15 protein-coding genes are annotated in these 21,007 nt (G+C 64.8%); 5 read left to right on the forward strand and 10 right to left on the reverse strand.

What is annotated here, in order from left to right; all coding sequences use genetic code 11:
• Positions 1-83 precede the first annotated feature (83 nt).
• Entirely contained in the window at positions 84-1,442 is a 1,359-nt protein-coding gene (locus tag AC0L3P_RS05815; RefSeq protein WP_473301257.1) for a M23 family metallopeptidase, read from the forward strand.
• Between the two features lie 18 nt (positions 1,443-1,460).
• Here AC0L3P_RS05815 and AC0L3P_RS05820 read toward each other — a convergent pair whose 3' ends face one another.
• From AC0L3P_RS05820 to AC0L3P_RS05850, 7 genes are all read right to left on the reverse strand, one after another.
• The gene (locus AC0L3P_RS05820) at positions 1,461-2,696 is read right to left on the reverse strand and encodes an ABC transporter substrate-binding protein (protein ID WP_473301258.1); all 1,236 of its coding nucleotides are present in this window, start codon (positions 2,694-2,696) and stop codon (positions 1,461-1,463) included.
• A 108-nt stretch (positions 2,697-2,804) separates the two neighbouring features.
• On the reverse strand, positions 2,805-3,716 hold the full coding sequence (locus tag AC0L3P_RS05825; protein ID WP_354203714.1) for a DMT family transporter: 912 nt from the start codon (positions 3,714-3,716) through the stop codon (positions 2,805-2,807).
• Positions 3,717-3,845: 129 nt separating this feature from the next.
• Positions 3,846-4,727 carry an NAD(P)-dependent oxidoreductase gene (locus tag AC0L3P_RS05830; protein WP_473301259.1) on the reverse strand — a complete coding sequence of 294 codons (882 nt, stop codon included), beginning with the start codon at positions 4,725-4,727 and terminating at the stop codon, positions 3,846-3,848.
• Positions 4,727-5,858, reverse strand: a protein-coding gene (prfB, locus tag AC0L3P_RS05835; protein ID WP_473301260.1) for a peptide chain release factor 2 whose coding sequence is annotated in 2 segments (ribosomal slippage) — positions 4,727-5,788 and positions 5,790-5,858 — 1,131 coding nt in all. Because the reading frame shifts where the segments join, the coding sequence is not laid out codon by codon here. Before prfB ends, AC0L3P_RS05830 begins: the two co-directional genes overlap by 1 nt.
• A gap of 111 nt (positions 5,859-5,969) precedes the next feature.
• On the reverse strand, positions 5,970-8,471 hold the full coding sequence (locus tag AC0L3P_RS05840) for a penicillin-binding protein 1A (protein ID WP_275171916.1): 2,502 nt from the start codon (positions 8,469-8,471) through the stop codon (positions 5,970-5,972).
• 273 nt (positions 8,472-8,744) lie between these two features.
• Positions 8,745-10,034: an N-acetylmuramoyl-L-alanine amidase gene (locus tag AC0L3P_RS05845; RefSeq protein ID WP_473301261.1), complete on the reverse strand. Its 1,290-nt coding sequence runs from the start codon at positions 10,032-10,034 to the stop codon at positions 8,745-8,747.
• 614 nt (positions 10,035-10,648) lie between these two features.
• Entirely contained in the window at positions 10,649-11,722 is a 1,074-nt protein-coding gene (locus AC0L3P_RS05850; protein ID WP_473301263.1) for a hypothetical protein, read from the reverse strand.
• Here AC0L3P_RS05850 and AC0L3P_RS05855 point away from each other — a divergent pair.
• Both AC0L3P_RS05855 and AC0L3P_RS05860 read left to right on the forward strand, forming a co-directional pair.
• Entirely contained in the window at positions 11,678-13,828 is a 2,151-nt protein-coding gene (locus AC0L3P_RS05855; RefSeq protein ID WP_473301264.1) for an Rne/Rng family ribonuclease, read from the forward strand. The two genes, AC0L3P_RS05850 and AC0L3P_RS05855, sit on opposite strands and share 45 nt — an antisense overlap.
• A gap of 64 nt (positions 13,829-13,892) precedes the next feature.
• Positions 13,893-15,125: an NAD(P)/FAD-dependent oxidoreductase gene (locus AC0L3P_RS05860; RefSeq protein ID WP_473301265.1), complete on the forward strand. Its 1,233-nt coding sequence runs from the start codon at positions 13,893-13,895 to the stop codon at positions 15,123-15,125.
• 126 nt (positions 15,126-15,251) lie between these two features.
• Here the strand turns inward: AC0L3P_RS05860 and dctA are convergent, their stop codons facing one another.
• The 3 genes from dctA to AC0L3P_RS05875 all read right to left on the reverse strand — a co-directional run bounded on the left by dctA (position 15,252) and on the right by AC0L3P_RS05875 (position 18,499).
• Positions 15,252-16,586: a C4-dicarboxylate transporter DctA gene (gene dctA, locus AC0L3P_RS05865; protein WP_473301266.1), complete on the reverse strand. Its 1,335-nt coding sequence runs from the start codon at positions 16,584-16,586 to the stop codon at positions 15,252-15,254.
• Positions 16,587-16,669: 83 nt separating this feature from the next.
• The gene (locus AC0L3P_RS05870) at positions 16,670-17,224 is read right to left on the reverse strand and encodes a biotin transporter BioY (protein ID WP_473301363.1); all 555 of its coding nucleotides are present in this window, start codon (positions 17,222-17,224) and stop codon (positions 16,670-16,672) included.
• Positions 17,225-17,311: 87 nt separating this feature from the next.
• Positions 17,312-18,499, reverse strand: coding sequence for a pyridoxal phosphate-dependent aminotransferase (locus tag AC0L3P_RS05875; protein WP_275171910.1), 1,188 nt, complete (start codon positions 18,497-18,499; stop codon positions 17,312-17,314).
• 218 nt (positions 18,500-18,717) lie between these two features.
• On the opposite strand from AC0L3P_RS05875, the gene AC0L3P_RS05880 reads away from it, so the two are divergent.
• Positions 18,718-20,121: a M48 family metalloprotease gene (locus AC0L3P_RS05880; RefSeq protein ID WP_275171909.1), complete on the forward strand. Its 1,404-nt coding sequence runs from the start codon at positions 18,718-18,720 to the stop codon at positions 20,119-20,121.
• A 98-nt stretch (positions 20,122-20,219) separates the two neighbouring features.
• A complete protein-coding gene (locus AC0L3P_RS05885; protein WP_275171908.1) occupies positions 20,220-20,987 on the forward strand; it encodes a DsbA family protein in 768 nt (255 codons plus the stop codon).
• Positions 20,988-21,007: the final 20 nt, after the last annotated feature.

The following is a 21,007-nucleotide window of genomic DNA, read 5'->3' on the forward strand; positions in this document are numbered from 1 at the left end:
TTTCCGGAAAATTAACCATGACTGGCCCAGATTGCCGCGGCAATTAGGCCGTACGGACTCATCCGACCGGCGCGGGAGTGCCGATGTCGAAAAGTTCTGCCCAGCTCTCGCAGTACCCCCAACATCACCCCCACGACCACGGACGAGCCTTTCATCGCCGTGCTGCCGCGGTGGCAACCGCGCTTCCCCTTCCGGACACCGACGACGCCTACACCATCGTGCATCACGGCAAGCAGGTTCGCCTGGGGCCCGTGGTGTTCTGGATCGTGGTCGGCACCGTGGTGTTGCTCGGGCTCTGGTCGGCCGCGACCGCGACCTATTTCGCCTTCCGCGACGACGTCCTCACCCGGCTGATCGCCCGGCAGGCCGAGATGCAATACGCCTACGAGGACCGCATCGCCGAGCTGCGCGCCAAGGTCGACCGCACCACCAGCCGGCAGCTGCTCGACCAGGAGCAGTTTGACCAGAAGCTCGACCAGATCATGAAGCGCCAGACGGCGCTGGAGTCCCGTGCCACGGCGCTCGGGTCCATGCCGGACGTGACCGGATCGATTCCCCGTTCCAACCCGCAGCGTGGCGATGCCAGCCAGACGACGCAGGGCACGCCAAAGCCCTCGCCGATCAGCGACACCGTGATCTTCGTGGCGCCGCCGGATCGCGAAGCGCGGCTCGAGTCGCGCGCGCCGACCCTCGCAGCTCCGCCCGTCAATCAATTCGCCAAGAATCAAGGGTTCGACAACGTCGTCGTTCGGCTCACGACCTCGCTGGACCAGGTCGAGCGTCGCCAGATGGCGGCGCTCAACGCCGTCGAGGAAGGCATGGATTCACGCATGCGCCGGATGCGCGGCGTCGTCAGCGATCTCGGCCTGAACCTCGCAAATCTCGAAGCCGCCGTGCCGCGCACGGCAATGGGCGGGCCCTTCGTACCCGTAAAGCTCACCGCCAGTTCGGGGCCGTTCGAGAAGCAGCTTCACCGCATCAACAGCACCCGCGCCGAGATGGACCGGCTCAATCGCACGCTCGCACTCGTGCCCTATCGCAAGCCCGTCATCGGCGAGGTCGAGTTCACCTCCGGCTTCGGCGTGCGCAGCGATCCATTCCTCGGCCGGCCCGCGATGCACACCGGGCTCGACTTCCGCGCCGCGAGCGGCGATCCCGTTCGCGTCACCGCCAACGGCAAGGTCGTCTCGGCCGGCTGGTCAGGCGGCTACGGCCGCATGATCGAGGTCGATCACGGCAATGGTCTTGCGACCCGTTATGGCCATCTCTCCGAGATCAACGTCAGGGTGGGCGAGATCGTGAAGATCGGCCAGGTGGTTGGTCTCGTCGGCTCGACCGGCCGATCCACCGGCCCGCATTTGCACTATGAAACCCGCATCGACGGCGAAGCGGTCGATCCGCAGAAATTCCTGCGCGCCGGCGTGCGCCTCAGCGCGGGCTAGGCCTGCGCTTCTCGCATTCTATTGGCCGCGCTCGTGGCCGACCTCACCGGTGATGACGTCGCCGAACAGCTCCCAGGCCTGCCCGTTGAAACGCATCAGCTGCATCTGCTCGATCGGGAAATAATCGTCGGGCGACGTATTGACCATGATGCCGGGCAGCATCAGGTCGGTGTGGAAATCCTTTAGGTTCGTGGCCTGCTTCATCACGTTGTCACGTGTGAGGTTGTCGCCGCACTGCTTCAGCACCTGCGCCATCGCCTCCGCCTGGACGTAGCCGTAGACATTGTTGGAATTGGCCTTGTCGCCGTCAGGGTAATATTTGTCCATGAACTCGCGCCATTTGATCACCGCAGGATCCTTGTCCCAGGTCGGATCGGTCGGGTCCTTCAGATAGACGGTCGAGATGATGTCCTTGGAATAGTCGAGCCCGGCTGGCTTGAGCACCGAGGCGACCGAGGTCGCGGTGTTGGCCAGAAAGAATTTTGGCTTCCAGCCGAGCTCGCCGACCTTCCGGATCGCCTGCGCCGATCCCTTGGGCGCGGCCCATGAGAAGAAGATGTCGGCGCCGGAATCGTGAAGCGCGACGATCTGCGAGTCGATCGAGGGATCGCTGACCTCATAGGATTTATCGGCGATGATCATATTGGCCTTGTCGCCGAGGCCGTCCTTCAGGCCCTTGAACTGGTCCTTGCCGGCGTCGTCGTTCTGCCAGAACACCGCGATCTTGCTGTTCGGAAACTTGTCACGGATATATTTTGCGTAGATCCGCCCCTCGCTCTGGTAGTTCGGCTGAAATCCCATGGTCCACGGGAAATTCTTGGGATCGCCGAACTTGGTGCCGCCGGAGGCGACGAAGAGCTGCGGCACCTTCTTGGAATTCATGTATTTCATGATCGCTGAGTTCGAAGGCGTGCCGAGCGGCTGGAAGATCAGCAACACCTCGTCGCTCTCGACCAGCTTGCGCGCCTGCTCGATCGCCTTCGGCGGCGAATAAGCGTCGTCATAGCTGATGAAATTGATCTTGCGCCCGTTGATGCCGCCCTGATCGTTGATCATCTTGAAGAACGCGGCCTCAGTCTTGCCGATCACGCCATAGGACGATGCCGGCCCGCTATAGGGCATGATGTTGCCGAGCTTGATTTCGGTGTCGGTGGCGCCGGGATCGTATTTTTTCTGCGCCAGGGCCGGTGTCGTGACGAGCACGCCGGCAGCAAGAATGGCGAGGGCAGCAAGGCTTTCGCGACGACCCGGCATCGTTCTCTCCCCTGTGTTTTGTAGTCTTGTTTTGCCGAGAGTGTCGCAAGGCCGCCTGCGGCTGGCAAGCGCCACGATTTTCCGTGAGGTGAAACGGCCGCTCCAGAACTATGTGCCGCGCCGCAGCAGGTTCAGAACGCGCCCATCGATCACCAGCAATGCACTGCCGATCACGATCGCGCCCGCGATCTCACGCATCGAGATCGGCTCGCCCAGCACCAGCCATCCCAGAAGGATGGCGGTGACGGGAATGAGCAGCGTCACCAGCATCACATTGGTCGCGCCCGACCGCCGCAGTATCTGGAAGAAGACGATATAGGCGAGCGCCGTCGACAGGCCGGCAAGGCCAAGCACCGCGAGCCATGTCGTCACGCCCGGCATCGGGAGACGCCACGGCTGCTCCATCGCGCCGACAACGATCGCCATCATCCCCGTGGAAGCCATCAGTTGAAATGCTGCCGTCCCCAGCGGGGCGGCATCCTTCAACAACCGCCGCGCGGCCAACGCCGCAAAGCCATAGCTGAAGGCGCCGCCGAGGCAGAGCAGGATGCCGAGCCCCTGCCCTGCTCGTGTCTCGACACCCCATCCACGCAGGATGATCACGCCGGCGAGACCCAGTGCCACGCCGCCGACGCGGCGCAGCTGCAAGGCCTCTTCGCCTGCCGCCGCCATCACGATCACCGTGAACAGCGGCGTGGTGGCATTCAGGATCGACGCCAACCCGCTTGGAATGAAAGTCTGACCGATCACGATCAGCGAGAACGGGATGACGTTGTTGAGGAGTCCAATCGCAAAGAACGGTTTCCAGCCCCTCACGCCCTTTGGAAATCGGATGGCCTGGATACGGAGCAGCGGCAGCAGAATGGCCGCGCCAAGCGCGACACGCAAAAGCACCAACGTCAGCGGCGGCAATTCCCGCAGCGCCGCGCCGTTGAAAAAGAACGAGCCGCCCCAGAGCACCGAGAGCACAGCGAGCAGCGACCAGTCTCGCGCGTCGATCCGGTTGTCATTCGGGGGCATGGCGTCTCGTGTCGGTAGGCGAGACAGCCGCCCTAGGACAACGCGGCGAAAAGCGCCACCCGATTTCCGATGACGCGTCGGTTTACACAACCGATGCTCGAACGAGGCTGCGTATGCGGATATGATCCGCTACGACGGCTTCTTCGGCCGCGACACCAGCTCGATCATCTTGCCTTCATCGTCGTCAGGCATCGCGGCCTTGGCCTGCGCGTAGGCCTCGACCGCGGCGCGCGCGACCAGCGGCTTGTCGGCCAGCAGGCTCTCGGCGAGCTTCACCGCGTAGGCGGCATCCTTGTGCCGCAGCGCCGCCGTGAACGTCGCGCCGGAAAAATCGCGGGCGACCATGCGCTTGGAGTGACGCTGCACCTGCGGACTTGCGGCAACGCCAGCCTGAATCGAGTCCAGCACCAGGTTCATGTCGAGCCCGGCCTGCTCGGCAATGGCAAGACCCTCGGCGAGGCCGGCGATCTGGATCGCGCCCATCAGATTGTTGATCAGCTTGTAGACCGTGCCAGCGCCGACCGCGCCGAAATGGCGGATGGTCGAGCCGATCGGCGTCAGATAAGGCCGCGCGCGTTCGAGATCGGCGGCATCGGCGCCAACCAGCAGCGTCAGCTTTCCGCTGGCGGCGGCATCCGGCAATCCCGTCACGGGGCAATCGATATAGATCAGCCCACGCGCGTTCATTTCGCGGCCCATCTCGCGCGCGTGGTCATAGGAGACGGTGGAGCATTCGATCGCGATGGTGCCGGCCTTAGCCGTCTTGGCCGCGCCCTCGGGCCCGAGCCAGACCGCACGCGAGGCCTCATCATCGGCGACCATGGTGACGACGGCGTCGGCGTCGATCGCGGCATCCTCAGGCGAGGTCGCCCATTGCGCGCCGCGCGCGATCAGGTCTTCCGCCTTCGCCTTGCTGCGATTCCACAGCGTCACCGTGAAGCCGGCATCGAGATAGCGGCCGGCCATGCCGTGGCCCATCCGTCCAAGCCCGATGAAGGCGATCCGGGGCATCAGTCGACGTCCTCGATGTCGGCGCCGGGAGTGCCGAAGGCGCGCTGCGCCAGGGTCGCGGCCATGAAGTCGTCGAGATCGCCGCCGAGCACGCCTGATGTGTCGGAGGTCTGCACACCCGTGCGCAGGTCCTTCACCATCTGGTACGGCTGCAGCACGTAGGAGCGGATCTGGTGGCCCCAGCCGATGTCGGTCTTGGCGGCCTGGTCGGCGGCGGCTTTCTCTTCCCGCCGCTTCAGCTCGATCTGGTAAAGCCGGGCGCGCAGCATGTCCCAGGCCTGCGCCTTGTTCTTGTGCTGCGAGCGACCGGCCTGGCAGACCACGGCGACGCCGGTCGGGATATGCGTCAGTCGTACCGCGGACTCGGTCTTGTTGACGTGCTGGCCGCCGGCACCACCGGAGCGCATGGTGTCGACGCGGACGTCGGATTCCTTGATGTCGATCTTGATGGTGTCGTCGATCACCGGAAACACGGCTACGGATGAGAACGAGGTGTGCCGCCGCGCGTTGGAGTCGAACGGCGAGATCCGCACCAGGCGGTGCACGCCCGCCTCGGTCTTCAGCCAGCCATAGGCATTGTGGCCGGAGACCTGGATGGTCGCGGACTTGATGCCGGCCTCTTCGCCTTCGGACTCTTCCAGCATCTCGACCTTGAAGCCGTGGGTTTCGGCCCAGCGCGAGTACATGCGGAGCAGCATCTGCGCCCAGTCCTGGCTCTCGGTGCCACCGGCGCCGGCATGCACTTCGAGATAGGAATCGAAACTATCGGCCTCGCCCGAGAGCAGCGCCTCGAGCTCGCGCCGGGCGACTTCCTTCTTGAGATTCTTCAGCGCGGCTTCGGCTTCCTTGACGACGCCCTCATCGCCCTCGGCTTCGCCGAGCTCGATCATGCCGATGTCGTCTTCGAGCTCCTGCTCGACCTTGCCGATACCGGAGAGCGAGTCCTCAAGCGAGGTGCGCTCCTGCATCAATTTCTGGGCTTTCTGGGGATCGTTCCAGAGGTTGGGATCTTCTGCGAGCTTGTTCAGCTCAGCGAGGCGCGCCGTCGATTTCTCGACGTCAAAGATGCCTCCTCAGCAGCCCGACAGACTGCTTGATCTCTTCTACCAACCGTTCGATTTCGGCGCGCATGGGGTTCTCTGATCTCGCGGAATTGTTCCGCGTCTAATGACAACGGGATGTAGCGGCGGCGGCTGCAAAGCGCAACCGCCGCGGCGAAGAACGCCCTTATTGTCCTAAGTCCTAGTACAGCCCGCCGGTGCCCGGCCGCATGAAGAAGCCGGAATCCGGCTGCTGCTGCTGCGACGCCGGCATGCGGCCGTCGGCATCGGCAACGCCGATGACCGAGTAATTGTCCGGCGGCGCCGTGCCCGGCTTGAAGGCTTCGAGGATGGTTCCGCCGGTCTCGCCCGGACCGGCGCGCATGCCGGACTTGGCGACAACCCGCACCAGCTTGATGCCGGCCGGCACCTTGAACGGGACCGCAGGCTTGTCGGCAAGCGCGAGCTGGAGGAAGTCGCGCGCGATGGGAGCTGCGAGATGGCCGCCGGTCGCGGCGTTACCCTTGCCGAGCGGACGCGGCTTGTCGTAGCCCATATAGATGGCGACGGCGACGTCGGGCGAGAAGCCGACGAACCAGGCGTCCTTGGCCTCGTTGGTGGTGCCGGTCTTGCCGGCGATCGGCTTGCCGACCTGCTTGACAACGGTCGCGGTACCGGCCTGGACCACGCCCTCCATCAGCTCCGTGATCTGATAGGCGGTCATGGAATCCAGCACCTGCTCGCGGCGATCGATCAGCTGTGGCTCGTTCTGGTTCTTCCAGCCGCCCGGTGCGTCGCAGCCGCGGCATTCGCGCTGGTCGTGCTTGAAGATGGTGTGGCCGTAGCGATCCTGGATGCGGTCGATCAAGGTCGGCTTCACTCGGCGGCCGCCATTGGCCAGCATCGAATACGCCGTGACCATGCGCATCGCCGTGGTCTCGCCGGCGCCGAGCGCGTAGGACAGATAGTTCGGCAGTTCGTCATAGACACCGAAGCGGCGGGCATATTCGCCGATCAGGGGCATGCCGATGTCCTGGGCGAGGCGCACCGTCACCGTGTTGAGCGACTGCCGCAGCGCGTTGCGCAGCGTCACCGGCCCCTGGAACTTGCCCGAGGAGAAGTTTTCAGGCCGCCACACGCCCGCGCCCTGGCCCTGGTCGATTTCGATGGGCGCGTCGAGCACGACCGTCGAGGGCGTATAGCCGTTGTCGAGCGCGGCCGAATAGACGATCGGCTTGAACGACGAACCGGGCTGCCGATAGGCCTGCGTGGCGCGGTTGAACTGGCTCTGGTCGAACGAGAAGCCGCCGACCATCGCCAGCACGCGGCCGGTCCAGGGGTCCATCACCACCATCGCGCCGGACACTTCGGGAATTTGGCGCAGCCGGTACTGACCTTCGACAGGCTGGGCGTCCTTGTACAGCGGATCGGCGTAGATCACGTCGCCGGGCTGGAGCACCTGCGACACTGCGCTTGCCGCCCTGCCCTTCGCAGCCCCCGAGGCTGCTCTTGCCCATTTGATGCCGTCGAGCGTGATGAGGCCGGTCTCGCGCTGCTTGCTCACGGCGCCGCCGAGTTCACGGCTCGGCTGGAAGCCGATGCGCGCCGACTGGTCGCTGGTCTCCAGCACCACGGCCATGCGCCATGGCGAGATATCGGACAGAGACTTGATCTCGGCGAGCTTCACGCCCCAGTCGCCCGAAATGTCGAGCTTGCTGATGGCACCGCGATAGCCCTGTTGCTCGTCATAGTTCACGAGACCGGCGACCATGGTCTTGCGCGCCATGACCTGAATCTTGGGATCGAGCGTGGTGCGGACCGAAAGGCCGCCCTCGTACAGCTTCTTCTCGCCATAGCGCTCGAAGATGTCGCGGCGCACTTCCTCGGCGAAATATTCGCCGGCGAAGGTGTGGGCGCCGTTGGAACGGCTGGTAACGGCCAGCGGCTCCTTGCGCGCCTTGTCGGCGTCAGCCTGCTTGACCCAGCCGTTCTCAACCAGACGATCGATCACGTAGTTGCGGCGCTCGATGGCGCGGTCGCGGTTGCGGACGGGATGCAGCGTCGCGGGCATCTTCGGCAGCGCCGCGAGATAGGACGCTTCCGCCACCGTCAGCTCGTTCACCGACTTGTCGAAATAAACCAGCGACGCGGCCGCGATGCCGTAGGCGCCGAGGCCCAGATAGATTTCATTCAGATACAGCTCGAGGATCTTGTCCTTCGAGTAGGTCTTCTCGATCCGCATGGCCAGCAAGGCTTCCTTGATCTTGCGGGCGAAGGAGACCTCGTTGGTCAGAAGGAAGTTCTTGGCGACTTGCTGGGTGATCGTGGAAGCGCCCTGCGGACGGCGATTGGAGCCGTAGTTCTGGATGTAGACCACGCCGGCGCGCGCCATGCCGGTGTAGTCGATGCCGCCGTGCTCGTAGAAATTCTTGTCCTCGGCCGCGAGGAAAGCGTTGATCACGAGTTTCGGCACCGCCTGGATCGGCAGGTACAGCCGCCGCTCCTTGGCATATTCGCCGAGCAGCGAGCCGTCGGTCGCGTGCACGCGGGTCATCACCGGCGGCTCGTAATCCTGAAGCTGAGAGTAGTCAGGCAAGTCCTTGGAGAAATGCCAGATCAGGCCTGCGACGGCACCCACCCCGACAAGGAACAACACCGTTCCCGCGGCGAACAGGAAGCCCATGAACCGCACCAGCAAGCGCATTATCTATTTATCCGTTCAAACTCTGGATCAGCCCAAAGATCAGCCCAAGACCAGCTTAAGATCAGCCCTCGGCACCCGAAACAGGCGCCAAACCATCGCGAATTCACCGGCCTTACTCAATACTATCAGTGCCGGACCCAAGACGCTTGCCGAACGGGATTCTCGCCGATTCCGGAACCCCCTGCGGCGTTTTTATAAAGCGCCCGCTGTGGCCAAACTAGGGCTTTTGCGGCGTGACGGAAAATCACTCTCAATTCGTGGCCCCCCCGGTCGTCAGTTCGATCCGGCCGTGGCCATCCGCTTGGCCAAGAACCCGTCGATCGCCTGTGCCATCGAGCCGACCGCACGCGACCGCCATCCTTCGGAGACCAGATGCTCGAGGTCGCCCTTGTTGGAGACATAACCGATCTCGACCAGGACCGACGGCACGTCGGGCGCCTTCAGCACTCGGAAGCCGGCCGACTTCAGGGGATGCTTGTGCATTCGCACCGTCGACTTCATTTCGCCCATCAACAGCCGGGCAAAACGACTTGAAAATGTGCGGGTTTCCCGCTGGGTGAGATCGATCAGGATGTCGGCGACATCGGTAGGCTCCTCCGCGAGGTTGAAGCCCGCGATCGCGTCCGCCCGGTTTTCCGCATCCGCCAGCCGCTGCGCCTCGGCGTCGGAAGCCTTGTCGGACAAGGTGTAGATGGTCGCGCCCTGCGCATCGCCCTCGGCACGCGGCAGCGCGTCGGCATGGATCGAGACGAACAACGCAGCCTTGAGGTTGCGGGCGACTTTGACCCGGTCGTTGAGCGGGATGAAGGTGTCGTCGTCCCGTGTCATCACCACGCGATATTTGCCGGTCTTTTCCAGCCGTTCGCGCAGCGCTAGGCCAAAGGCCAGCACCAGATTCTTCTCGCTCTCGCCGCTCGACTGCGTGCCGTTGTCGATGCCGCCATGGCCGGGATCGATGACGACCACCGCGCGGCCATCGGCCTTCTGCCCGGCTTCAGGGTGTGCAGATGCGGGAACCGTCGCGGGCGGCGGATCGGCAATTGCCGGCCGCAGTTCATGACGGTTTTCCGGAGCCAGCGACGGCACGAAGGCGGTGCGCTCGACCTCCTCCAGTTCGAGCACCAGCCGCGCCGGCTGACCGTTGGCTGCCTCCACCACGTAGGAATTGGCGATCTTGGCCGGGCCCGTCAGGTCGAACACGATTCGGGAGCCGCCGGGCATCACCAGCCCATAGCGGAAGGCCTTGACCAGCCCGCGTCCGCCGGCCCCGGTGCCGGCGGGAAGCTGAAAATTGACCTGGGGGACGTCGACCACCACCCGATACGGGTCGGCCAAGGCGACGGCGCGGAAGCTAACGGTCTGGTCGATGTCGAGGACAAAGCGAGTTTGCCTCCCGTCACCGGCCAGCCGGGCGGCCGAGGCCGTCGGGAAATTCGCTGATGCAACAGGGAGTTGAGGCTGACTTTCCGCGGCCTTCAGGCGCGAGGAATCAGCACATGGCAATGCCGCCGCGCAGAGCAGCACGCATCCCAACAAGATCCTTTGATTTGCGCGGCTCGCCACCGATTCCGTGCCTCCGAGCAGCCTCTTTAACGCAATAGAACCACAGGGTTAAACGATCCTTAATGACAGACACGCGAAACTCGCTGACTGTGACCGCCGTGCGACGCTCCTTGCACGGATGGTCCAATCCACGTATGTACGGAATGCTGACGGCCGATATTTCCGGTTGTGTCGCATTCAGCCTCCCGGTGCAGCGCCGGAACTCTCAAGGTTTGGGAATTCCAGCGTTTTTCCGTTCCCCTCTAGGTCCAGCGCGGTGCGCGGCAGCGAGGTGGAGCGGGGCAAGCCCCGGCGGCGGACGGTCTCCGGTTACCACCACGTTTCCGGGACGGTTCTGACAGCGGCGCAACCCGTTACCCGGTCCCTTAATCTCAAGGGAGCGGTTCGTACTACCCAAGGCGAGCGCGCTCGCGCCATGCCTGGCCAACAGCAACTGATTGAGGGGCGGCCCCGCCGCCCAATGTTTCATACGGGCCGACGCTTGATGCGCCAGACTGTGCCGACCAATTCTGAAGGACCATTCGCGACGCTGCGGAGTGACAATTCCGCGCGCCGCTTTGGCCCTCCGGCTTCCGGTTCGGCAAGGCGCGAGAGACGGCGTTTCGGCCTTCCCCTCACCCCCGAATCAGGTGGACCGTCGCGTCACCCGGCAGCGCTGATGGCGCCCACGGTGAATCGCGCCCGCCGCCGCCAAGAGTTAAGACATGCCCAACAAGATGTTGATCGATGCCACCCACCCGGAAGAGACCCGGGTTGTCGTGGTCCGCGGCAATCGCGTCGAAGAGTTTGATTTCGAGACCGCGCAACGCAAGCAACTGCGCGGGAATATCTACCTCGCCAAAGTCACAAGGGTCGAACCCTCGCTCCAGGCCGCTTTCGTCGAATATGGCGGCAACCGCCACGGCTTCCTCGCCTTCAGCGAAATCCATCCCGACTATTACCAAATCCCCGTTGCCGACCGGCAGGCGCTGATCGAAGCCGAAGAGCAGGCCCATCGCGAGGCCGAGGAAGAGAGCGAGAACCGCTCCCAGGGCCGCCGCCGGTCGCGCCACCGCAATTCCCGCCGCCGTAGTCATGGCGAGCGCGTCCGCAGCGACGTCGTCGAAGGCACCGATCCCGCCGCCCAGCAGGTCCAGGGCGAGGCCCTGCCCGAGGGCGCTTCGCACGAGGGCGAGCACCTGCATGCCGGCGCAGAGCATCACGGCGAGCACGAAGGCCACGATCATCACGGCCACGAAGCACGTGACCACGAAGGGCATGACCACGACGATCATCATGCCCATGGTGACGATCATCACGCCCACGATCATCACGACCACGACCACGATCATCATGGCGAACACGATCATCACGACCATGATCATGCCGACGAGACACCGGCGCCCGTCGCAGCGATCGGCGCCGAGCCCGCGGTCGCCACAGAGGCCGTTGCCGAGCCGCAGGAGGTTGCCTCCGACGCCCACGCCGACGATCTCGCCGAGGCCGTGACAGCGGCTGCTGAGCCTGCCGACGCCGTGTACGCCGCAGGCGAGAGTGCGCAGCCTCCGCATCACGAATCCGAAGCGACGGCCGAGGATGACGACGAAGACGAGGACGACGAGGAAGCCGAAGAGGACGTCGTTGAATCCGTCGGCGGCGACGATGTGCTGGAGGAAGTGCCGGAGCGCACCTTCCGTCCCCGCCGCCAATACAAGATCCAGGAAGTCATCAAGCGCCGCCAGGTGATGCTGGTGCAGGTCGTCAAGGAAGAGCGCGGCAACAAGGGCGCAGCGCTGACGACCTACCTCTCGCTCGCCGGCCGCTATGCCGTCTTGATGCCGAACACCGCACGCGGCGGCGGCATCAGCCGCAAGATCACGAGCGCGCAGGACCGTTCGCGCCTGAAGGAAGTGGTGCAGGATCTCGACGTGCCCGAGGGCATGGGGATCATTCTGCGCACCGCCGGTGCCGCCCGCACCAAGCCCGAGATCAAGCGCGATTTCGAGTACCTGATCCGGATGTGGGAGACGGTGCGCGACATGACGCTGAAGTCGCAGGCCCCGACCCTCGTCTACGAGGAAGGCTCGCTGATCAAGCGCTCGCTGCGCGACCTCTACAACAAGGAGATCGACGAGATCTCGGTCGCCGGTGAATCCGGCTACCGCGAAGCGCGCGACTTCATGAAGATGCTGATGCCCGCCAATGTGAGCGCGGTGAAGCAGTATCGCGACGGCCAGCCGCTATTCTCGCGCATGGGCGTCGAAAGCCAGCTGGATGCGATGTTCTCGCCGACCGTGCAGTTGCGCTCCGGCGGCTACATCGTGATCAACCAGACCGAAGCGCTGGTCTCGATCGACGTCAACTCCGGACGTTCGACCCGCGAGCACCATATCGAGGACACCGCGCTCAAGACCAATCTCGAGGCTTCTGAGGAGGTCGCGCGTCAGCTTCGGCTGCGCGACCTCGCCGGCCTGATCGTCATCGACTTCATCGACATGGACGAAAAGCGCAACAATCGCGCGGTCGAACGCAAGCTGTCCGACTGCCTCCGGCAGGACCGCGCGCGGATCCAGGTCGGACGCATCTCGCATTTCGGCCTGCTCGAGATGTCACGTCAGCGCATCCGCGCCAGCGTGCTGGAATCCTCGACCGATCCCTGCACGCATTGCGGCGGCACCGGCCATGTGCGCTCGGTATCCTCGGTTGCGCTCCAGTTGCTGCGCGGCCTCGAAGAGATCTTGATGAAGGGCGCGACCCACAATCTGGTGGTCCGCACCCGCACCGACGTCGCGCTCTATGTGCTGAACCACAAGCGCGGCCATCTGCGCGACCTCGAGAACGGCTTCAAGGTCACGTTGGCGGTGATCGCCGACCCGAGCGTCAGCGGACCGCAGGCCTATGTCATCGACCGTGGCGAGCAGGTGCATACGCTGGAAGCCGCCAAGGCTCTGCTGGTGGCGCAGGCGGCCGCAAGCCCGCCGCCCCTGATCGAAGAGGCCTATGACGACGAGGAGTTCGATCCTGAGACCGAATCCGAGGTCGAGACCGAGGAGACCGAAGGTCTCGCCGAGGAGCAGACGGCAGGCGATGCCGCTACCGAGCAGGACGGCCAGCGCCGCAAGCGCCGCCGCCGCCGCCGCGGTCGCGGTGGCCCGCGCGACGAGGAGACGCGCGAGGATGGCGCTCCCGCTATTGCCGAGACGGCCGTGGCAGCCGGCGAAGGCGAAGAGGATACCGAGGCCGAGCCGGACGGCGAGGAAGGCGAGGAACAGGCAGCCCGTGGCGAGCAGCAGGGCAGCGCCGATCGCCGTCGCCGGCGTGGTCGCCGTGGTGGCCGCCGCCGTCGTGGTCCTGGCGAGGAAGGTCTCGCCGGCTCCATCAGCGACGAGCTCGCAGCCAATGCGCCGTCGGAAGCGACCGACGCAGTCGCAGATTTCGACGGTTTTGGCGGCGAGGCTGCGCCCTCGATCGCGCAGGCCGAGCACACCTCGCAACCGCAGGTCACCCAGCCAGAGCCGCGCGCCGAGGCAAAGATCGAGGCACGGATCGAGGCAGCGCCCCAACCTGAGCCGGCTCCTGCTGCAGCGGACGATGAGCACGCCGACGACAAGGCCGCACGACGCCGTTCGACGGTTCGGGAAAAGGTAAGCTTCCTGTCGAGCAGCCAGAGTGAACCGGCACCGGTCGCTCAGGCGGCCGAGCCGGTTGCCCCGCCCGCACCGGCTCCGGAGCCCGCGCCCGCAGCGGCAAGCGAAACGTCGGCCGCACCGCGTCGTGCCGGCTGGTGGTCGCGCCGCTTCGGCGGCGGCGAATAGACGAGCAAGACAGTTGAAACCGCCCGGCCAAACCGGGCGGTTTTGATTTGGCGAGGTCAGTTTGATGCAAAGCGCGATCGTACTCGGCGGCGGCATGATCGGCGTCAGCGCGGCGCTGCACCTCCAGCAGCGCGGCTGGTCCGTCACGCTCATCGACCGCAGGGAGCCGGGCCGCGAGACCAGCTACGGCAATGCCGGGATGATCCAGGCGGAAGCGGTGCGCCCCTATCCGATGCCGCGCGACCTCGCCACGCTCCTGAAGATCGCGACCGGCCGCACCAACGACGTGCGTTACAGCCTGTCGTCGCTTCATCTCCATATCGAGCCCCTGCTGCGCTATTGGTGGCATTCGGCACCGAAGCGGCATCGTGAAGCCATCGACGCCTGGGCGCGGCTGATCGCCTACGCGACGGCGGAGCACGACATCCTCATTCGCGAAGCCCACGCCGACAATCTGATCCGCCGCGCGGGGTACCGGCACCTGCATCGCGACGCAGCTTCGTTCGATCTCGCCGTCAAGGCGGCGGAAGAGGACGAGCGCGAATTCGGCGTGAGGTTTCGGGCGCTCTCGGGCGCCGAGCTCGCCAAGGCCGAACCTGTCCTGCGCGACGATCTGCCCGGCGCGATCCATTGGCTCGACACCTGGACGGTGTCCGATCCCGGTGCGCTGGTCACGGCCTATGCCGATCTGTTCGAGCGCCTCGGCGGCAATATCGTGCTTGGCGATGCCCAGACCTTGCAGCAGACCGCGGCCGGCTGGTCGGTCGCGACCGACATTGGACACATCGAAGCCGCCCACGCCGTCGTGACGCTCGGGCCGTGGTCGCCCGATCTCCTGCTCAAATTCGGCTATCGCGTCCCGCTGGTGCGCAAGCGCGGCTACCACATGCATTACAGCGGCGGCGCCTCGCTCGATCTGCCGCTGGTCGACAAGGCCGGCGGCTACGCCATGGGTCCGATGGCCAAAGGCATTCGCATCACCACCGGCGCGGAGTTGACCGGCCTGGACGCGCTCGCAACGCCCGTGCAGCTCGCCAGCGCGGAAGCCTCCGCGCGCGAGTTAATTGACCTCGGCAAGCGGGTCGAGCCCGACCCATGGTTCGGCACCCGCCCCTGCACGCCCGACATGCTGCCGGTGCTCGGCCCTGCCCCACGCCATCCCGGCCTCTGGATGAACTTCGGCCACGGCCACCAGGGCTTTACGCTGGGACCAGCGACCGGGCGCCTGCTGGCCGAGATGATGAGCGGCGAAACGCCCGCGATCGATCCGACTCCTTATCGGCCGGAACGGTTCTAGCGCTCTGCGCTCGCGGCGAGAATCTCGAGTGTCGCCGCAAGAAAAAGGGCTGATCGAGGATCTCGACCAGCCCTGCTATTTCAAGACCTGACGGCGCGCCTGGCGCCGTCGGTGAAAGCTTGCAGATCAGTCCGTCGTGAGCGCCGTTTCCATGTCGGTCGGATCGATCTGCCTGGCGAGGTTGGCGTTGAGCTTGTCGCGATCGAGCTCGCCCTCCCACCAGGCGATGATCACGCAGGCAACGCCGTTGCCGCACAGATTGGTCAGCGCGCGGCACTCGCTCATGAACTTGTCGATGCCGAGCACGATCGCCATGCCCGGCACGAGGCGCGGATCGACCACGGCGAGCGTTGCCGCCAGCGTGATGAAGCCCGCGCCCGTGATGCCGGAAGCGCCCTTCGAAGTCAGCATCGCCACCACCAGGATGGTGAGTTGCTGACTGAAGGAGAGATCGAAGCCCAGCGCCTGCGCGATGAACAACGTCGCCAGCGTCATGTAGATGTTGGTGCCGTCGAGATTGAACGAATAGCCCGTGGGCACCACGAGGCCGACCACCGATTTGGAGCAGCCGAGGCGCTCGAGCTTTTCCATCAGGGACGGCAACGCGCTTTCCGAGGACGAGGTGCCGAGCACGATCAGCAGCTCGTCCTTGATGTAGGCTAGGAACTTGAAGATGGAGAAGCCGGCGAAGCGCGCGATGATTCCGAGCACGACGAAGACGAACAGCGCCGCGGTCACGTAGAACGTCGCGATCAGGCCGATCAGGTTGAGGATCGCCCCGGTGCCGAACTTGCCGATGGTGTAGGCCATCGCGCCGAAGGCGCCGATCGGCGCCGCGCGCATCACGATGGAGATGACGCCGAACACCGCATGCGCGGCGTCGTCGATGAAGCTGCGGATGGTGTGGCCGCGTTCGCCGAGCCCCATGATGGCGAAGCCGAACAGCACCGAGAACAGCAGCACCTGCAGGATCTCGCCTTGCGCGAAGGCGCCGACGACGGTGTCCGGAATGATGTGCAGCACGAAGTCGACCGACTTCTGGCCTTCGGCCTGCTTGGCGTAGTTTGCTACGGCCTGCGCGTTGGCGGCGGCGCCGCCGAAGCCCGCACCCGGCTTCACCAGATTGCCGATGATCAGTCCGATCACCAGTGCGAAGGTCGAGACGATCTCGAAATAGACCAGCGCCTTGACGCCGATGCGGCCGACCTTCTTGGCGTCCTGTATATGGGCGATGCCCGAGACCACGGTGCAGAAGATGATCGGCGCGATCACCATCTTGATCAGCTTGATGAAGCCGTCGCCGAGTGCCTTGATCCACTCATTGGTGGCGACTAACGGCCAGAGCCAGCCGACGATGGCGCCGAGCACGATCGCGATCAGCACTTGGATATAAAGTACTTTGTACCACGGCTTGGCGGCGGGCGGCGCGACCGGCGCCCCCGCCATCGTTGTCGTCGTCATTGTTTCACTCCCCCTCAAACGCCAAGCCAGCCAAGATCAACTTGGCCGGCCCTGTCAATCGGAACTGCTCGTTATTGCGCGCTTTACCCGCGATCGACCACCCGGCGTGTCGCCGGCATCAATGTCGCGCCCAGCGCGTTCTTGACCAGCGACGCCGCAACGAACGGCATCAGGCCAACCTGCCACGCTTTTGCGGCGCCAAGGCCGAGACCGAACGCCAGCCAGCCAAAGCCCGCGGCCAGAATGAGGATGTGGCCGACGGCCATAGCGGCAAACAGCAGAAATACGCTGCGATCCCAGCCGCGCTCGGTGAGCCAGCCGGTGACGAAGGCGGCGCCAATGAAGCCAAACAGATAGCCCGCGGTCCGGCCGACCAGCGGTGCAATTCCACCGACGGGGCCGGCGAACACCGGCAGGCCCATTGCGCCCTCGGCGAGGTAGGCGATCATGGTTGCGCTGCCAAGCCGCCAGCCATAGGCGGCGCCAATCATCAACACGACCAGCGTCTGCAACGTCATGGGCACGTAAGGCAGCGGCAGGTTCACCTTGGCTGACAGGGCCATCAAGGCGGAACCGAGCGCAATCAGCACGACAGCACGCAAAGCGCCGACGGTTTCACCGGGCCGGACTGGCCACATCAATGCGGCGAGAGGAGAATGCGTGGCGGTAGACGGGGCGGAACGGTCAGGCAAGTTGCACTCCAGAAGGCTGTCGAAAACTGGCGGCTATTTAAGCCAGTGAGCGATCCGGTCAACTGCTTCCCGCATCTCCGCAGCCGAACGCGCATAAGAGAGCCGTATGAATGAACGACCATGGATGGGATCGAAGTCGAGGCCCGGCGTGGCCGCGACATGGGCCTGCTCGAGCATCTGCTTGGCGAACTCGAAACTGTCGGAAGTGAAGTCCGAGACGTCCGCATAGAGATAGAATGCGCCGTCGGCCGGCAGAAACCTGGTCAGGCCGGCCTTGGGCAATCCCTCGATCAGGATGCGCCGGTTTTCCTGATAGCCGTGCTTGATCTCCTCCATCTCAGCCGCGCCGTCGAAGGCCGCTTCGGCCGCGATCTGCGACAGCGACGGCACCGAGATCGACAGGTTCTGCTGCAGCCGCTCGATCGGCCGCACCAGAATCTCGGGCACGACCATCCAGCCGACGCGCCAGCCCGTCATGCAGAAATACTTCGAGAACGAGTTGATCACGAGCGCGTGGTCCGACAGCGCCGCAGCCGTCACCGCGGGAAATGCGTAGTCGAGCCCGTGATAGATCTCGTCCGAGATGAAACGGATGCCCGCGTCTTCCGCCGCCGCGATCAGGCCGGCGAGCGCCTCGCGGGACATCATGGTCCCGGTCGGATTGGCGGGGCTGCCGACCAGCACACCCTTCAGCGGCGCCTTGCGATGGGCGGCCAGCAGCGCCTCGCCGGTCAGCGCATGCCGCGTCTCGTTCGTGGTCTCGATCAGCACCGGCTCGCAGCCGAGCGCGGTGAGGATATGTCGGTACGGCGGATAACCCGGCACCGTCACGGCAACGCGGTCGCCCGGCTCGAACATCGCCAAGAAGGCCAGGATGAACCCGCCGGAGGAGCCGGTGGTCACCACGATCCGCTCGGGGCTGATGTCACAGCCATAGGCATCGCGATAATGCCGCGCGATGCGCGCGCGCAAGGAGGGGATGCCGAGTGCGGAGGTATAATCGATCCGCCCTGCCTCGAGCGCCGCATGGGCGGCCGCAATCGCGGTCTTCGGCGCGCCCGCGGCGGGCTGGCCAACCTCCATGTGGATGACATGGCCCCCCGCCGCCTCGATCCGGGCCGCGGCGGCCATGACGTCCATCACCATGAACGGGGGAACATCGCTGCGGCGGGAGGGCTCAAGCCACTGCCCCAACCGGTTCCTCAATGTCGTATCGTGCATCGATTTCTGCTATTCGCTGGCGAACCGGTCCGTCCGACCCGGAAACGGGGTGCTTGCGCCCCAGACTGGCCGCATTGTACGGCTCATAAGGGGTACGGCTCAAAGGGGCATATCGCGTATCCGGTCCGCCGCCAATCGCCAAAAACCAATCACGAAACTGCTTGACCAAGAATGCCTGACAAGCCTGCCGACAAGACCCGTTTGACCCAGACCGCTTGATGTTATTCCAGATCGCATTGCGCAAGAAGGCCACCGCCCTCACCTCCCTCGTTGCGGCGGCTGCGATCGCGCTGACGCCGTTCTCGGCCGCGCATGCGCAGGCCAAGGGGCCGCCGGTCCTGCGCGACACCGAGACCGAGCAGCTGCTGCGCGAATACACGCGTCCGATCCTGCGCGTCGCGGGTCTGGAGAAGCAGAACATCCAGATGGTGATCGTCAACGAGGGCTCGTTCAACGCGTTCGTCGCCGATGGCCGCCGCATCTTCGTCAATTACGGCGCGATCCTCCAGTCGGAGACGCCGAACCAGATCATCGGCGTGCTCGCGCACGAGACCGGGCATCTGGCCGGCGGCCATCTCTCCAAGCTGCGGGAGCAGCTCGCCAACGCCCAGACCCAGATGATCATCGCCATGCTGCTCGGCGCTGGCGCGATGGCCGTGGGCAGCACCCGCGGCAGCGGCAGCGCCGGCAACAATGGCCTTGCCAATGCCGGAGCCGCCGCCCTCGCCGGCCCGCAGGAGATGATCCGCCGTACGCTGCTGTCCTATCAGCGTCAGCAGGAGGAGAACGCCGACCGCGCCGGCGTGAAATTCCTGACGGCGACCCAGCAGTCGCCGAAGGGCATGTACGAGACCTTCAAGCGCTTCACCAGCGAGAGCCTGTTCGCGGCACGCGGCGCCGATCCCTATCTCCAGTCGCACCCGATGCCCGCCGAGCGCGTCGCTTCACTCCAGGAGTTCGCCAGCGCGAGCCCTTATTGGGACAAGAAGGATGATCCCGCGCTCCAGCTCCGCCACGACATGGTGCGCGCCAAGATCTCCGCCTTCATGGAACGGCCGGAGACGGTGTACCGCCGCTATCCCCTGACCAACGACAGCATGCCGGCGCGCTACGCCCGCGCCATCAGCACCTATCTGCATGGGGATTTGCGCAGCGCGCTCGCCCAGATCGACGCACTGATCCAGGTCCAGCCCAACAACGCGTATTTTTACGAGGTGCGCGGCCAGGCCCTGCTGGAGGGCGGCAAGCCGGCTGAGGCGATTCCTGCCCTGCGCAAGGCTGTCGCACTTTCGAACAACGCGCCCCTCATCGAGATGTTACTTGGGCAGGCTCTGGTTGGGTCCGATAATAAGGCCTACACCGATGACGCCGTTCGGATTCTCCGGGCCGCGGTGGCACGGGAACCGGAGGCCGTTCTCGGCTACATGCAGCTCGCGATGGCCTATGGCCGCAAGGGCGACTATGCCGAGGCCGATCTGGCGTCGGCGCAGGCCGCTTATCTGCGCGGCGACAACAAGACCGCCCGCGAGCTTGCGACGCGCGCGAAAACCCGTTTCGCCGTCGGCACCCCCGGATGGGTCAAGGCCGACGACATCGTGGCGTCGAAACCGCCGCGCAACTGACAAGACCAAGACGACGCCTTGCACCACGACGTCACGACACCGAGCTTAAGTCCGCCGGGACGTTTTCCGAAACCTGCTTTGGATAAGAGGATTTGCCTATGCCTTCGCTGCGCCTGCTTGCTCCCGCGCTGTTTGCGCTCGCCATGTTCGGCGCAGCCGCGCCCGCGTCGGCCGACAGCTTTTCCGATGCCCAGCGCACGGACATCGAGGTGATCATCAAGAACTATCTCGTCACCCATCCCGAGGTGCTCGAGGAAGCGATGACCGAGCTCACCAAGCGCCAGGCCGCCGCCGAGACGCAAAAACACGAGGCCAGCGTCGCACAGAATTCCGATGCGATCTTCAACTCGCCGCGCCAGGTCGTGCTCGGCAACAAGGACGGCGACGTCACCTTCGTCGAGTTCTTCGACTACAATTGCGGCTACTGCAAGCGCGCGATGGACGACATGCTCACCCTCATGAAAGGCGATCCGAAGCTGAAGGTGGTGCTGAAGGAGTTTCCGGTGCTGAGCCAGGGCTCGGTCGAAGCAGCCCAGGTCGCCGTCGCCGTGCGCATGCAGGATCCCTCCGGCAAGAAGTACCTCGACTTCCACCAGAAGCTGCTCGGCGGTCGTGGCGCGGCCGACAAGGCGCGCGCACTTCAGGCGGCCAAGGAAGCCGGCCTCGATACCGCGAAGATCGAGAAAGACATCGGCAGCGCCGAGGTGCGCACCACCATCGAGGAGAACTTCAAGCTCGCCGAAGCAATGGGCATGAACGGCACGCCGAGCTACGTGATTGGCAAGCAGATCGTTATTGGCGCCGTCGGTGTCGAAAGCCTGAAGGAAAAGATCGCTGTGGCCCGCTGCGGCAAAGCGACTTGCTAACAAGGCGACTTGCTGATCAC

The organism is Bradyrhizobium sp. WSM4874 (assembly GCF_055811835.1).